Source organism: Qipengyuania sphaerica (assembly GCF_019711595.1).
In the GTDB taxonomy this organism is placed as follows: Bacteria; Pseudomonadota; Alphaproteobacteria; order Sphingomonadales; family Sphingomonadaceae; genus Qipengyuania; species Qipengyuania sphaerica.
Genome location: NZ_JAIGNR010000001.1, coordinates 499,399 through 513,162, shown reverse-complemented (window position 1 = coordinate 513,162; position 13,764 = coordinate 499,399). Strand labels below are relative to the sequence as shown.

The following is a 13,764-nucleotide window of genomic DNA, read 5'->3' as shown; positions in this document are numbered from 1 at the left end:
AGGAGATTTACGAATGCCATTTTCCACCCAGCTGAAGGCCGCTGCTGCCGCATCCGTTCTCGCCATGGGCGGTTTCGCGCTCGTGGTGAGCGCACCAGCCAACGCACATGACCACAAGGCCAAGCCCGAACAGGCGCAGGTGAATATCGTGGAAGCCGCAATCGGCACCGGCGTTCACGAAACGCTGGTTGCTGCCGTACAGGCCGCCGATCTGGTCGACACGCTGGCTTCGCCCGGTCCCTTCACCGTCTTTGCGCCGACCGACGATGCTTTCGCCGCACTGCCGGCCGGCACGGTGGACACGCTGCTGGAGCCGGAAAACCAGGGCCAGTTGCAGAACATCCTGACCTATCACGTCGTTCCTGGCCGGGTGCCTGCCGCGCAGCTGTCCGCCGCGATCAAGCGCCATGGTGGCAGCTACACTTTCGAGACCGTCGCGGGCGGGGAACTTACCGCCAGTTTCTCGGGTGAGAACATCGTCATCACCGACGGTGCCGGCCGCACGAGCACGGTCACCATGGCCGACGTGAAGACCACCAACGGCGTCATCCATGTGACCGATGGAGTGTTTCTCCCCGGCTGATCGCCCTTCGGGTCAGCCACGCCGCTCGCGTCACTTCCCTCATTCGAGCGAGCGGCACATGAGCCCCGTCAGGCCATCCCATCGGCCTGGCGGGGCTTTTGAATGCCCGAATGAAAAGCGCCGCGCGGTCCGGGGACAGCGCGGCGCTCTTTAATCAGTCCGGAAAGCTGGCGTCAGGCCGCTTCTTCCTTGGGCCCGTGGACCTGGATCGGGTCCTTCTTGCCTTCGACCACATCGGCATCGATCACGATTTCGGTGACTCCGTCCATGTCGGGCAGGTCGAACATCGTGTCGAGCAGGATGCCTTCGACAATCGACCGCAGGCCGCGTGCGCCGGTCTTGCGCTCGATGGCCTTCTCGGCGATGCGCTTGAGCGCATCTTCCTTGAAGGTCAGCTCGACGTTCTCGAGTTCGAACAGCTTCGCATACTGCTTGCACAGCGCGTTCTTGGGTTCGGTCAGGATGGTGATGAGCGCATCGACATCGAGATCGCGCAGCGTGGCGATCACCGGCAGGCGCCCGACGAATTCGGGGATCAGGCCGAACTTGAGAAGATCTTCCGGCTCGCCCTTTTCAAGCAGTTCGCCGATGCGACGCTTGTCCGGATCGGCGACATGCGCGCCGAAGCCGATCGACCGCTTCTGCAAACGGTCGGCAATGATCTTTTCAAGACCCGCAAAAGCGCCGCCGCAAATGAACAGGATGTTCGTCGTGTCGACCTGCAAGAATTCCTGTTGCGGATGCTTGCGACCGCCCTGCGGCGGGACCGAGGCCGTGGTGCCTTCCATCAGCTTCAGCAGGGCCTGCTGCACGCCCTCGCCCGACACGTCGCGCGTGATCGAGGGGTTCTCCGCCTTGCGCGTGATCTTGTCGATCTCGTCGATGTAGACGATGCCGTGCTGCGCCTTGTCGACATTGTAGTCGCTGGCCTGCAGCAGCTTCAGGATGATGTTCTCCACGTCCTCGCCCACGTAACCGGCTTCGGTCAGCGTGGTGGCGTCGGCCATGGTGAAGGGCACGTCGAAGGTGCGCGCCAGCGTCTGTGCGAGCAGCGTTTTGCCGCAGCCGGTCGGGCCGACGAGCAGGATGTTCGACTTGGCGAGTTCGACATCGCCAGCCTTGCCGCCGTGCTTCAGGCGCTTGTAGTGGTTGTGCACCGCGACCGAGAGCACGCGCTTGGCGCGATCCTGGCCGATCACATAATCGTTCAGCGTCTCGAAGATTTCCGAAGGGGTCGGGACGTCGCCGTCCTTCTTGCCCGAAATGCCGGCCTTGGTTTCTTCGCGGATGATGTCGTTGCACAACTCGACGCATTCGTCGCAGATGAACACGGTGGGTCCCGCGATCAGCTTGCGCACTTCATGCTGCGACTTGCCGCAGAAGCTGCAGTACAGCGTGGATTTGCTATCGGTTCCGGTCAACTTCGTCATTTCCTGCTCTGCCCCGCTAGCCCCGAAGAGAGGGATTCGCCGACTCTAGGCCGTGGCGGGATTCGGTCAATATCTCACTATCAGCAACCCCTTGCCATATGCTGAAGATGCAAGGTTGCTGGAATCCTAGGACAAATTTGTCACAGTCCCGGTAAGGGACGGGGTGTGGGCGCCGAAATTACTCCGGCGCGCCGCCAGAACCCTTGTCCGTATCGCTTACCGGCTCGTCGTCGCCCTCGTTTTCGGGGCGTGCCTCAAAGACCTTGTCGACGATGCCGAATTTCATCGCTTCCTCTGCATCGAGGAAAGTGTCGCGGTCCATCGCCTGCTCGATCTCGTCGAGGCTCTTGCCGGTGTACTGGACGTAGAGATCGTTCATCCGCTGGCGGATGCGCAGGATCTCGCGCGCCTGGATTTCGATGTCGCTGGCCATGCCGCGCGCACCGCCCGAAGGCTGGTGGACCATGATGCGTGCATTGGGCAGCGCGATGCGCATGCCCGGCTCGCCCGCTGCGAGCAGGAAGCTGCCCATCGAGGCGGCCTGTCCGATACACACGGTCGAAACGCGCGGCTTGATATATTGCATGGTGTCGTGGATCGCCATGCCTGCGGTCACAACGCCGCCGGGCGAGTTGATGTACATGCTGATCGGCTTCGAGGGGTTTTCGCTCTCGAGGAACAGCAGCTGCGCCACGATCAGCGAGGCCATCACGTCTTCCACCTGGCCGGTGACGAAAACGATGCGTTCGCGCAGCAGGCGCGAGAAAATGTCGAAGGCCCGTTCGCCGCGGCTCGACTGCTCGACCACGGTGGGCACCAGCGCGCCGGTCACGGGATCGCGGGTGAACTGTCCTTGGGAAGCATGGGCGTCGGTGCCGAAGAGATCGATCATTGAGTGTCCTTCTGAGATTGCGGGGTATATCTGTCCTGCCGCCGCAAGGTTCAAGGCTTGATTAAAGAGATTACGGTCGCGATGTAGGCGGCCTAGCGGTAGTCCGCACGAAATCGCAAAAAAAGGGCCTTTACCATGTCGTCTTCGCCGTTCTCCCCAATTGCACCGTTCCGCGCCGACGAGGATGACGACGAAAACAAGGGCGACGGCCTGCGCGCCGCAATGATGAGCAAGTTTCTCGAAGCGCGCACCGTGATGCTGTTCGGCGGCGTCGACCAGAAACTGGCCGAGCGTATCTCGATGCAGCTGCTCTATCTCGACCACATCTCGAACGAGCCGATCAAGCTGATCGTCAATTCGCCGGGCGGCCATGTCGAATCGGGCGATACGATCCACGATCTTATCGGCTACATCTCCTCGCCCGTCGCCATCATCGGCACCGGCTGGGTGGCCAGCATCGCGACCCATATCTTCCTCTCGGTCCCGCATGAGCGTCGCTTCTGCCTGCCGAACACGCGCTTCCTGATCCACCAGCCCTCGGGCGGTGCGGGCGGCAAGGCCAGCGACATCGCCATCCAGGCGCAGGAAATCGTCAAGATGCGCGAGCGCATCGCGCGCAAGATCGCCGATGCGACCGGCCAGACCTACGAAAAGGTCCTCAAGGACATCGACCGCGATTTCTGGATGGATACCAAGGAAGCCAAGGAATACGGCATCCTCGGCAATGTCATCAGCCACGCGAGCGAGGTAAAGTTCTAAGCCCTCAGGCCGGGGCGGCGGCTGCGGCTGCCGCCTGCCGCTGCTTCAGCTCCACCAGGAAACCGTGAAGCACCTCGGTCGAAAGGCCGTGGAGCATGAGGCGGAAACCCGCTTTCAATGTACTTTCGGGCACCAGCGGATGCGCGTTGGTGACCATGGCGAGATGCTTTTCCTCGCCCGTCAGCCGCGCACAATAGAGCCCGATCGTCTCGTCCAGCTGCAGCGAATTGGCCGCTCGCCAGAAATCGCGATCGGTCAACCAGAAGGCATAGGCCGGCGTGTACATCTCGATCGCAGTCTGCAGGTCGATCTTGTTGAGGCGGCCCTTGGGCATTTCCTCAATCTTCACCGCATCGGGATCGATCGCGCTGAAATCGAGGCGTTCCGCCTTTTGCAACGTCACCCCGCGCCTATCCATCTCGTGATTAAGCTGGATCAGAAAGTTGTAGATGTTCAGATCGTGCTTGAGGAAAAGATTGTCGCGCACGCCGTCGACATTCTTCGGATCCATCGGTTCGAGCACGGGGCGGAAACCGGGCGTCACATTGTCGGCAATGAAGCGCAGGATCTGCGAGCCGAGGTGGAAATGCCGCAGGATCAGCCAGTTGGCATCGGGCGTCAGGAATCGCTTCATGCCAGTCGCGATCATCCAGTGAAGGAATTTCGGCGCGTGCGGGAAGCGCGGGAAGATCGATTTGAACACCTGCGCAAGGATGATCGTCAGCCGCGCGAGCGGACGCACGAGGGGCAGCAGGAACTGGCGGCTGGGCGAACGCTGGTCGCGAAGCAGCGCAGCCTTGGCGGCCGGGTCGAAAGGCAGCGAGCGGTCCATCGCCAGTGCCGCCCACGGGTCCGGATCGGCGGGATCGTGCACGCCGAAGGCATGGACGATCGGCTCGTCATGCGCCGTGCCCGGATGGGGGCGCGCATCAGACATTGTCGATTTCTTCCAGCTGCAGGCGATAGAGACGCGCGACGATTTTTGCGTGGCGCACGATATCGGTCCCAACCTCTTCGCTGGTGACCGCCATTTCCATCGCCTCGTCGAATTCTTCGAGATGGTGGCTGTCGTTGACCGAGTGATACTTGAAGAACCTCACCGCCTCGTCGGGCAGGTCGAGCTGTTTCTGGATGAGTTCCGACCACGGCCCGGCGATCCGGTTGCCCAGCCCCTCGATGATGAACATCGCGCCAAGCAGACCAACCGGGTCGGGCTTTGAGGCAGCGTGGTACATGAAAGCCGAGAGCGCTTCCGAACCGACGTTTTTGGGGGCGTTCTGGATTTCCTTGCGCGAGCCGCCGACCGCGACGTAGCAATCCTCAAGCATCCGGAAATCGCGGTGTTCTTCCTGCGCATGGTGCAGGAACATGCTGCGCAAATCTTCATGCGCCGGGGTGAGGCTGGAGGAGGCGCGCGCGATCCAGCGGCTGCCTTCGATCACCTGCTGGCGCAGGTTGCGCAGCAGCGCCTGGTAATCCTCGACCCGCCACTTGCCCGCATGGAGCCGGGACACAAGCGGCACGGTCATCAGCGCGCTTTCGAAGTCGATCCACACCTGCGCCAGCTGGCGGTGCGTCCTGGCGAGCGGCGCATCGGGCCGTCCTGCTTCTGCGTTCATTTCGCGTCCCTCCTGTCATCAGGGCCGACCACGGTCATCCCGGCATAGGCCATCACACATTGCCCGCTTTCGGGCACGGCGCAAAGCACTGTCTGCCCTTCTTCCAGTGTCCCGCCTTTCAGCAGGTCGTCGAGGATGAGGAAAATCGAGGCCGCGCCGACATTCCCCTTGGTCGCAAGGTTCGAATACCACCGTTCCTCGGGGATCATGCAGCCCGCCTTGGTCGCCTGCCGGATCATCTCCTCGCGCAGCGAATGGGCGGAATAGTGGATGGCGAACCAGTCGACAGTGTCGGGCTCGATCAGTCCCTCGTCGACCAGCCGCATAAATTCGCCCAGCCAGACAGGCAGCATCCGGTAGAGCGCATCGACATCCTGCCGCAGCTGGAAGGCACCCGATTGCGCAGCGGCCCGAATGCCGGCGTGGTGCGACCACGGGGTGAGCGCGCCATCCCCGTCCCGCACCGAACCGGCGGTCATGCACGGCTCGAAGCGGTCCGCAAAACTGCGCAGGCTGACCCAATCGATCCGCAGCGACAGGCCGCGGCTCGCCGGGCGATCTTCCAGCAGCACTGCGGCCGCCCCGTCGCTCAGCGTCCAGCGCAGGAAGCCCGCATCGCTCGGTAGCGCCCCGTCTTCGAGGATGCTGTCGGTCCCCTCATAGAAACCGGGGCGGAAATAGCGGCTGGCAAACTCGCCCCCGCCGACCAGCGCCGCGCGGTGCTCGCCCGACTTCACTTGGAGGTAAGCGCTCTTCAGCGCCATCATCGAGCTGGCGCAGACCGACTGCATGCTCGCGAGCTCGAGCGGCGGCAGGCCCAGCTCGCCATGCACCTGGCTCGCGAGGCCCGGAACCATCAGGTCGTTCTGCGTGGTGGAAGTGGCGAGATAGCCCACCTGCTTCGCATCGATTTCGGCATCGTCGAGCGTCGAACGCACCGCTTCGCCGAGCATCCTGGCAATGGTCCAGTCGGTCGTCCCGTCCGGCTTCATCGCATAGTGGCGAGTACCGATGCGGTTCTGGCGAAGGACCAGCCGGCCCATCCGCTCCGCTTGAGGAGAGAGACGCCCGATATGGTCGCCCATGGCCTCGTTATCGACGGGCTCTCCGGGAAGGAACTGGCCCGATGCGGTGATATATACCATGCGCCTAATGTCGGGATACGTTCATCGCTGCGCAAGGTTTCGCGTGATTTTTCCCCGCGAAATCAGGCAGCTCGGACATGCTCGAGGAAATCGGCGACCTGCGCACGGAGCACTTCAGCCTGCTGTTCGAGCGAGGTGCAGCCGGTAAGGACCTGGCTTGCCGCAGCACCGGTCGCCATCGACATCCGGCTGACTTCGTCCATGTCGCCGCTCACGGCTTCCGTGTTGCGCGCGGCTGCATCGATACTGCGCGCCAGTTCCTGCCCGGCGACGGCCTGCTGGTCGACCGCCGCAGCGATCGAGGTCGAGGTGACTCCCAACTGGCCGACTTCCTCGGTAATCTTGCGCAGCGCACCGGCGCTGGCCGAGGACGAGGCCTGAATCTGCTTGATCTGCGCTTCGACTTCCTCGGTCGCACGCGCGGTCTGCGCAGCGAGTTCCTTCACTTCGCTAGCCACCACGGCAAAGCCGCGCCCTGCTTCGCCACCGCGCGCCGCTTCGATGCTGGCATTGAGTGCAAGGAGGTTGGTGCGCTGGGCGATCTGGCCGATCAGTTCGACCACTTGGCCGACATGGATCGCCATCGCGTCGAGTTCGCCGATCGTGCGGTCGGCATCATGCGCCGCATGATTGGCCTGCCCGGCGCGCTCTGCACTGGAGGCGGCCTGGCGGCTGATTTCGCCGATCGACATCACGAATTCGTCCGATGCCGCCGCGGCTCCCGTCACGCCTTCGCTCGTTTCGGCAAGCAGGCGCGAGGCATTGAGCACGCGCTGCGAGGACTGTTCGGCATTGTCCGACATGGTGCGCGCCGCATCTTTGAGTTGCCCGCTGGCGGCGGCGACATCATGCGCGACACCGCTGACCATGCGCTCGAAGGCATCGGCAAGGTCCTGGATGACCGCCACCTTGCGGTTGCGTTCTTCGGCCGAGGCGACTTGGTCTTCGAGTTCCGAAGCGGCCTTGGCGCGCGCTTCTTCCTGGATCAGGCGCAGGCTTTCGAGCGCCCGCGCCATCTCGCCGATTTCATCCTCGCGGTGGATTTCGGGAATTTCGAGATCGCTTGCGCCCTCGGCGAGCAGCGCGCTGGTCTCGCCGATATTGCGGATCGGTGCCACGACGCGGCGCGCCATGACCTTACGGCCGAGGAATACGGTGACCAGCGAGGCGATGCCCAGAAGAATCATCACCAGCGTGAAAAGCTCGATGGCGGCCTGCTCTGCGCGATTTACCCGATAGAGGTCGACCTCGGCGCGATTGCGCAGACCGTTGGAAATTTCGCCGACGGCATAGCCATGTTTGAATGCCGGTATGACCGCACCATAAATCTGGTCTTGGGGCGTGGTGTAGAGCGCCTGGAGCGAAGACTTGAGGCCCTTCAACTCGGTCTCGACCGCCTGCACGTCCTCGAGGCCGGCGGGGTTTCGCTCACGGTAATATGAAGCGAGCTGGGCGTTGTGTTCCATGCCCTGGTCGACGAGGTCGATTGCCGTATCGAGATCCTGCGCCTGGTTACCCTCATCGAGGAAGTTGCCCAAGCGCTCCTGCGAGGCATGGACATTGGCGCTGGTGCGCGAGACCAGCAGCACGCTCTCGGTAATGCCGGTGAGTTCCTGCGCGTGTTGCTCAATCCGCTGGAAGCCTATCGTCGCGACAAGGCACAAGACCGCCACGCCCGCGGCACAAAAGGCGAAAAGGCCATTCATCTGGGCTGCGATCGAGCGTTTGCCCGACTTGAAACCGGACGCGGCGGGAGCATCGAAATCGCTGGAAAAGGACACGCGGCATTCTCGCTTGCTTGAAGCTTCGGACAGGCGGGAAGCGTTGCGCAGCGCGTAGATTGGCGGCGCTCGGCGACCCGGACATGATGTGGCGTAATTTCGGGCAGGCCGCGCCGATTTTTCGGCTTGCGCGGCATAGCCCTCTGCGACGCAATTCAGGGTCTATGCGCAAAGCGGTAAGAGAAGCGTTAACCACGCGCAAAAGGTGGGGGGATCCGGTTTTAACACGAAACCCGTCTCGACGCTGATCGATTGGACTTGCTCTTCATCGGCATCGGATTGCCGTTCATCGACGCCCGCTTTGCCGTTTGGCTACAAATGTAGACGAAGCCGGAAAGTTTCCGGAGAGAGCTCCTTGTTTAGAACGACTTCCAGCCTTTTCGCGCTTGCCATGGTCGCCTGTGCGACCAGTCCAGTCCTTGCGCAGGACGAGGCTGACCCGCAGTCCGAACCTCCCGCACCGCCAGCCGTGACGGCCGGCGCCCGCGTCTTCGAACCCGACTATTTCGCCCAATTCGCTCCGCGCAATGCGCTGGAGATGGTGGAGCGCATTCCCGGCTTCACGATCGAAGGAGGCAATGATGACGGACAACGCGGTCTGGGCCAGGCCACGCAGAATGTCATCGTCAACGGCGCACGCTTTTCGAGCAAGTCCGACAGCGTCCGCGATCAGCTCAGCCGCATCCCTGCAAGCGACGTGACACGCATCGAGATTATCGACGGCAACACGCTCGATATTCCCGGCCTCACCGGACAGGTAGCCAATGTCGTCTACCAGAGCAGCGGCGCATCAGGCCAATTCCGGTATACCGCCGGTTTCCGCCCCCATAATACCGAAGCGCAATTATACGGGGGCGAAGTATCGCTCACCGGCAGCAGCGGCGCGCTCGATTACACCGTCGCGCTGAGCAATACGAACGACCGTTTCGGCGCAGATGGACCCGCTCTCATCACCGATGGCAACGACGAACTGCTCGAAGAACAGTTCTCCAAGATGTCCGGGGCTTATGACAATCCCAGGCTGGCGACCAACTTCAGTTATGCATTCGGCGGCGGCGCGATAGCCAATCTCAACCTCAGCTATCGCGAGGATTTCCTCGATATCGACCGCCCTGAAATCGGTATGCCGGCGGGCGGGCCGCAGCGCACCCGCCTCGCCAAGGAAAAGCGGACCGGACCCGAGTACGAGATCGGCGGCGATGTGGAATTCGCCCTTGGCCCGGGCAGGCTCAAACTCATCGGGCTGGAACGGTTCGAGAGGGACAATTTCTTCTTCAGGCTGGTCGACTCGTTCGACGACGGCTCGCCCGATCAAGGGTCCTATTTCACCCAGGTGGACGCCACCGGAGAGCGCATCGGACGGTTCGAATATGGCTGGAACATGCTGGATTCCGACTGGCAGGTGGCCGGCGAAACCGCGTTTAACCGTCTTGATCGCCGCTCTGCGCTATCGGTCCTCGACGGCAGTGGCGCGTTCGTGCCCGTTCCCTTTCCCGGCGGTACCGGCGGCGTGACTGAAGACCGGTACGAGGGCAGCCTCAGTGTCTCGAAGGAATTGTCGTCCACTCTTTCGCTGCAGGCGATCGGCGCGATGGAGTTTTCCAAGCTCGAGCAGACCGGATCGGATGCCAATTCGCGTAGTTTCCGCAGGCCCAAGGGTTCACTGGCCGGCACGTGGAAGCCGAGCGACGATCTTGACGTATCGCTGACACTCGCACGGCGGGTCAGGCAGCTGACATTCGGAGACTTCCTCGGCAGCGTCCAGCTCGATAACGACCAGCAATCGGGCTCCAACAGCGATCTCGTGCCCTACCAGACGTGGAACCTGGAGCTGGTGGCTAACAAACGGCTGGGGCCCTGGGGATCGATAAAGTTCAGCGCATTGCAGGCCTGGTTCGAGGATTTCATCGATTGGGTCCCGACCGAGGACGGCGGCGAAGCGCGCGGGAACATCGGTGATGGCGACCGGCTCCAGTTGCAGGTCGATGCCACGATCAATTTCGACCCCGTGGGGTTCAAGGGCGCGAGGCTCGATTTTACGGCAGTCGAACGCTTCATGTACTTTACCGACCCCTTCACCGGGGAGACCCGTGCCAATTCGGGTGATGTCGAAGGTTGGTTGGAAGGCAATTTCCGGCACGACGTCCCGGATACCGACTACGCCTGGGGCGCGAGTATCTTCACCAACGACCAAGTCCCCTATTATCGCCGCTATGAAGTCGGAAGGTTCTGGGAAGGTCCGGTTTTCCTCGGTCTCTTTGCAGAGCACAAAGACTTGTTCGGGCTCACCGCCACAGCGCGGGTCAACAACGTGCTGGGCGCGCGCAACAAGTTCTACCGGACGGTCTATGCGGGAACCCGTCCGAGCGACGAGATAGACTTCATCGAAGACAGGAATCGCCGGATCGGACCGATCGTCACATTCTCGCTCAGCGGCGACTTCTAGGTTTGCGCGGTCTCTCGATCGCTGCCGAATGAACCTTGGCAGCCCTGACGCGTTCAGGCGATCATGGAGTTCGAACCGCGCATCTTCCTGTTCGTCTTTCTCGGTCTCGGACTCGTCCTCGCCGTAAAACTGGAAAAATTGCTCGCACGGATCTGGCTTTCGCTGCCAATCGTCTACGTCGCAGCGGGGTTCCTCCTGTATTCCGTCCCGATCGACCTGCCGAATATCAACCCGACCTCCGATGGCTTCGATGCACTGGCATTGGAATATGTGACCGAATTCATCGTCATCGCCTCGCTCATGGCGGCAGGCATCGCGATCGATCGGCCGGTGAGCTGGAAAAACTGGAGCCAGATCTGGCCGCTGCTGGTCATCGCCATGCCCTTGACGATAGCCGCAGTGGCGTTCCTGGGATGGTGGGCGCTCGGACTGCCGGTGGCGAGCGCCATCCTGCTGGGTGCAGCCATGGCTCCAACCGATCCGGTACTTGCGCGCAGCGTGCAGGTCGGTCCGCCGGGCGGCAACCAGCGACACGACGTGCGCTTTTCGCTGACTGTCGAGGCTGGGCTCAACGACGGGCTTGCCTTCCCCTTCACCTATCTCGCCATCGCCGCAATCGGCATGACCTCGCTCGGGGGCTGGACGCTAGAGTGGGTTGCCCTCGACCTTATCTGGCGCATAGCGGCGGGTGTGGCGGTCGGCTGGGCCGTAGGCCGCGCGGGCGCATGGTATGTGTTCGAGCGCGAGGCCGATGCGCCCATGGCGGAGGTGGAAAAGCCGGACAGCGCCGACCGGCCCAAATATTCGACCAGCGAGGGTCTGATAGTGCTGGGCACGCTGCTACTCGCCTATGGGCTGGCGGAACTTGCCGAAGGATACGGATTCCTCGCCGTCTTCGTGGGTGCGGTCACCGCCCGCCAGCGAGAGAACCGCAGTCGCTACCACAAGCTCAGCCACCACTTCATCGACCAGATCGAACAGATCGTGCTCGTGGCTGTGCTATTCGGTTTCGGCGCGATGCTGGCAAGCGGTGTGCTCGATGCGTTGACCTGGCCTGCCGCGCTGGTCGGCATCGCGCTGGTGTTTATAATCCGCCCGCTGGCCGGCCTGGTGTCGGAAAGCTTCTGCGGCCTCCCGCTCATAGGCAAGGCAGCGGTCGCATTCCTCGGTGTGCGCGGGATGGGCTCGATCTATTACCTCGCCTACGGCCAGAACCATGGTCAGTTCGAGGGGCTGGACGTGCTGTGGGCTACCGCGAGTTTCGCGATCCTCTTGTCGATCATTGTCCACGGCATCGTGGCCGGACCGCTGATTCGCCATGTCGAGCGCGTGCGGGCGCACATCCATCACGGCGAAGTTGAAGATCTGCCATCTCATCGGCCCGCCGGTTCGCGAAAGGGCGCAACCCCCAGCGACAAGGCCTGATCGAGCGCAGCAAAAAGGGCGACGGGATCGCTCCCGCCGCCCTTGTGATGTCTGGCCGAAGCCGACCGCTTACTTCTTCTTGGCGGCAGCCTTCTTGGCCGGAGCCTTCTTCGCAGCGGGCTTCTTGTCGTCCGACTTGGCCGCGGCCTTCTTCGGAGCGGCCTTCTTGGCGGTAGGCTTCTTTTCTTCGGTCTTGGCGGCAGCCTTCTTGGCAGCAGGCTTCTTCTCGTCAGCCTTCTTCGCCGGAGCCTTCTTAGCAGCTGCCTTCTTGGCCGGGGCCTTTTTCTTGGCGGCCTTCTTCGGCTCTTCGGTCTCTTCCGCTTCGATCGCAGCTTCGAGTTCCTCGCGAGTCACTTCGCGATCGGTGATTTCGGCCTTGTCGAACAGGAAGTCGACGACCTTGTCTTCATAGAGCGGCGCGCGCAGCTGGGCAGCAGCCATCGGCTCCTGCTGGATGTACTGCATGAACCGTTCGCGATCTTCGGGGCGATACTGCTGGGCGGCCTGCTGGATCAGCATGCTCATTTCCTGCGAGGTCACCTGGACATTGTTCGCCTGGCCGATTTCCGACAGCAGCAGGCCGAGGCGCACGCGGCGTTCGGCGATCGAACGGTAGTCGTCCTTCTCGGCGTCCATTTCCTTGAGCATCTCTTCGGGGTTTTCCGAACGAGCCGCTTCCTGCTGGAGCTGGGTCCAGATGGCGTCGAATTCCGCATCGACCATGCCCTGCGGCACAGCGAAGTCATGGCCGGCTGCCAGCTGGTCGAGCAGCGAGCGCTTCATCTGCGTGCGGGTGAGGCCAGCAGTTTCCTGCTCGAGTTGGCCGCGCAGCAGTTCCTTCAGCTTGTCGATACCGTCGAGGCCGAAGTTCTTGGCGAAATCGTCGTCCAGCTTGGTGTCGCCCTCGACCTTCACCTGCTTCACGGTGACGTCGAATTCGGCCTTCTTGCCGGCGAGATGGGTCGCCTGATAATCTTCGGGGAAGGTCACTTCGATGGTCTTGGCATCGCCGGTCTTCACGCCGACGAGCTGGTCTTCGAAGCCGGGGATGAACATGCCCGAACCCAGCACCAGCGCCGCGTCTTCGGCCTTGCCGCCTTCGAATTCCTCGCCGTCCACACGGCCGACGAAATCGATGATCAGCTGGTCGCCGTCTGCAGCCTTCTTGGTCTTGGCGGCGTCCTTGTAGCTCTTGTTGTTCTCGGCAAGCTTGCCGATCGCGTCCATGACCTCCTCGTCGGACACGGGAACGGTCAGGCGCTCGATCTTGATGTCGTCGGTGGCCGGAGCTTCGACTTCGGGCAACACTTCAAGTTCGATGGTGAGGCTGGCGTCCTTGCCTTCCTCGTAACCTTCGCCGAGTTCGACCTTGGGCTGCATCGCCGGCTTCAGCTTGTTGTCGGCCATGGTCTTGTCGACCGATTCGCGAATCATCGAATTGACCGCTTCGGCGTGCAGCTGCTCGCCATGCATCTTTCGTACCAGGTTCGCCGGGACCTTGCCGGGGCGGAAGCCGGGCATCTTCACCTGCGGGGCGATCTTCTTGATTTCCGAATCGATGCGGGCATCGATTTCCTTGGCCGGAATGGTGATCGCATAGGCCCGCTTGAGGCCTTCGTTGGTGGTTTCTTTGATCTGCATGGGGTCGGAACTCGTAAGTTTACTGTCTGTCTGATCGAGAGGC

At 62.2% G+C, this 13,764-nt stretch carries 11 protein-coding genes; 4 read left to right on the top strand and 7 right to left on the bottom strand.

The features are described from left to right. Positions 1 to 13 precede the first annotated feature (13 nt). Complete coding sequence (locus K3178_RS02640) at positions 14 to 583, top strand: fasciclin domain-containing protein (protein WP_221569828.1); 570 nt, start codon at positions 14 to 16, stop codon at positions 581 to 583. A 173-nt stretch (positions 584 to 756) separates the two neighbouring features. Here K3178_RS02640 and clpX read toward each other — a convergent pair whose 3' ends face one another. Together clpX and K3178_RS02630 are read right to left on the bottom strand one after the other, a co-directional pair. Further along, positions 757 to 2,013, bottom strand: coding sequence for an ATP-dependent Clp protease ATP-binding subunit ClpX (gene clpX, locus K3178_RS02635; protein WP_221569827.1), 1,257 nt, complete (start codon positions 2,011 to 2,013; stop codon positions 757 to 759). 178 nt (positions 2,014 to 2,191) lie between these two features. Next, a complete protein-coding gene (locus K3178_RS02630) occupies positions 2,192 to 2,905 on the bottom strand; it encodes an ATP-dependent Clp protease proteolytic subunit (protein ID WP_221569826.1) in 714 nt (237 codons plus the stop codon). 135 nt (positions 2,906 to 3,040) lie between these two features. On the opposite strand from K3178_RS02630, the gene K3178_RS02625 reads away from it, so the two are divergent. After that, positions 3,041 to 3,664 carry an ATP-dependent Clp protease proteolytic subunit gene (locus K3178_RS02625; protein WP_221569825.1) on the top strand — a complete coding sequence of 208 codons (624 nt, stop codon included), beginning with the start codon at positions 3,041 to 3,043 and terminating at the stop codon, positions 3,662 to 3,664. Positions 3,665 to 3,668: 4 nt separating this feature from the next. On the opposite strand, the gene K3178_RS02620 is transcribed toward K3178_RS02625, so the two are convergent. From K3178_RS02620 to K3178_RS14345, 4 genes are all read right to left on the bottom strand, one after another. Continuing rightward, positions 3,669 to 4,601, bottom strand: a complete 933-nt coding sequence (locus tag K3178_RS02620) for a DUF6999 family protein (protein ID WP_221569824.1) — start codon at positions 4,599 to 4,601, stop codon at positions 3,669 to 3,671. Next, positions 4,594 to 5,283 carry an iron-containing redox enzyme family protein gene (locus tag K3178_RS02615; protein ID WP_221569823.1) on the bottom strand — a complete coding sequence of 230 codons (690 nt, stop codon included), beginning with the start codon at positions 5,281 to 5,283 and terminating at the stop codon, positions 4,594 to 4,596. Before K3178_RS02615 ends, K3178_RS02620 begins: the two co-directional genes overlap by 8 nt. After that, the gene (locus K3178_RS02610; protein WP_221569822.1) at positions 5,280 to 6,428 is read right to left on the bottom strand and encodes a 3-oxoacyl-[acyl-carrier-protein] synthase III C-terminal domain-containing protein; all 1,149 of its coding nucleotides are present in this window, start codon (positions 6,426 to 6,428) and stop codon (positions 5,280 to 5,282) included. Before K3178_RS02610 ends, K3178_RS02615 begins: the two co-directional genes overlap by 4 nt. 62 nt (positions 6,429 to 6,490) lie before the next feature. Continuing rightward, positions 6,491 to 8,209, bottom strand: a complete 1,719-nt coding sequence (locus K3178_RS14345; protein WP_221569821.1) for a methyl-accepting chemotaxis protein — start codon at positions 8,207 to 8,209, stop codon at positions 6,491 to 6,493. A 355-nt stretch (positions 8,210 to 8,564) separates the two neighbouring features. Between K3178_RS14345 and K3178_RS02600 the strand changes: the two genes are divergently transcribed. Together K3178_RS02600 and K3178_RS02595 are read left to right on the top strand one after the other, a co-directional pair. Beyond that, positions 8,565 to 10,655 carry a TonB-dependent receptor plug domain-containing protein gene (locus tag K3178_RS02600; RefSeq protein WP_247713487.1) on the top strand — a complete coding sequence of 697 codons (2,091 nt, stop codon included), beginning with the start codon at positions 8,565 to 8,567 and terminating at the stop codon, positions 10,653 to 10,655. Positions 10,656 to 10,718: 63 nt separating this feature from the next. Further along, the gene (locus K3178_RS02595) at positions 10,719 to 12,080 is read left to right on the top strand and encodes a cation:proton antiporter (RefSeq protein WP_221569820.1); all 1,362 of its coding nucleotides are present in this window, start codon (positions 10,719 to 10,721) and stop codon (positions 12,078 to 12,080) included. Positions 12,081 to 12,149: 69 nt separating this feature from the next. On the opposite strand, the gene tig is transcribed toward K3178_RS02595, so the two are convergent. Continuing rightward, positions 12,150 to 13,721 carry a trigger factor gene (gene tig / locus K3178_RS02590; protein ID WP_221569819.1) on the bottom strand — a complete coding sequence of 524 codons (1,572 nt, stop codon included), beginning with the start codon at positions 13,719 to 13,721 and terminating at the stop codon, positions 12,150 to 12,152. Positions 13,722 to 13,764 lie beyond the last annotated feature (43 nt).

Bases quoted from the DNA above. Each gene is read 5' to 3' on its own strand.
- K3178_RS02640 (WP_221569828.1), top strand. From the start codon at position 14: ATGCCATTTTCCACCCAGCTGAAGGCCGCTGCTGCCGCATCCGTTCTC.
- clpX (WP_221569827.1), bottom strand. From the start codon at position 2,013: ATGACGAAGTTGACCGGAACCGATAGCAAATCCACGCTGTACTGCAGC.
- K3178_RS02630 (WP_221569826.1), bottom strand. From the start codon at position 2,905: ATGATCGATCTCTTCGGCACCGACGCCCATGCTTCCCAAGGACAGTTC.
- K3178_RS02625 (WP_221569825.1), top strand. From the start codon at position 3,041: ATGTCGTCTTCGCCGTTCTCCCCAATTGCACCGTTCCGCGCCGACGAG.
- K3178_RS02620 (WP_221569824.1), bottom strand. From the start codon at position 4,601: ATGTCTGATGCGCGCCCCCATCCGGGCACGGCGCATGACGAGCCGATC.
- K3178_RS02615 (WP_221569823.1), bottom strand. From the start codon at position 5,283: ATGAACGCAGAAGCAGGACGGCCCGATGCGCCGCTCGCCAGGACGCAC.
- K3178_RS02610 (WP_221569822.1), bottom strand. From the start codon at position 6,428: ATGGTATATATCACCGCATCGGGCCAGTTCCTTCCCGGAGAGCCCGTC.
- K3178_RS02595 (WP_221569820.1), top strand. From the start codon at position 10,719: ATGGAGTTCGAACCGCGCATCTTCCTGTTCGTCTTTCTCGGTCTCGGA.
- tig (WP_221569819.1), bottom strand. From the start codon at position 13,721: ATGCAGATCAAAGAAACCACCAACGAAGGCCTCAAGCGGGCCTATGCG.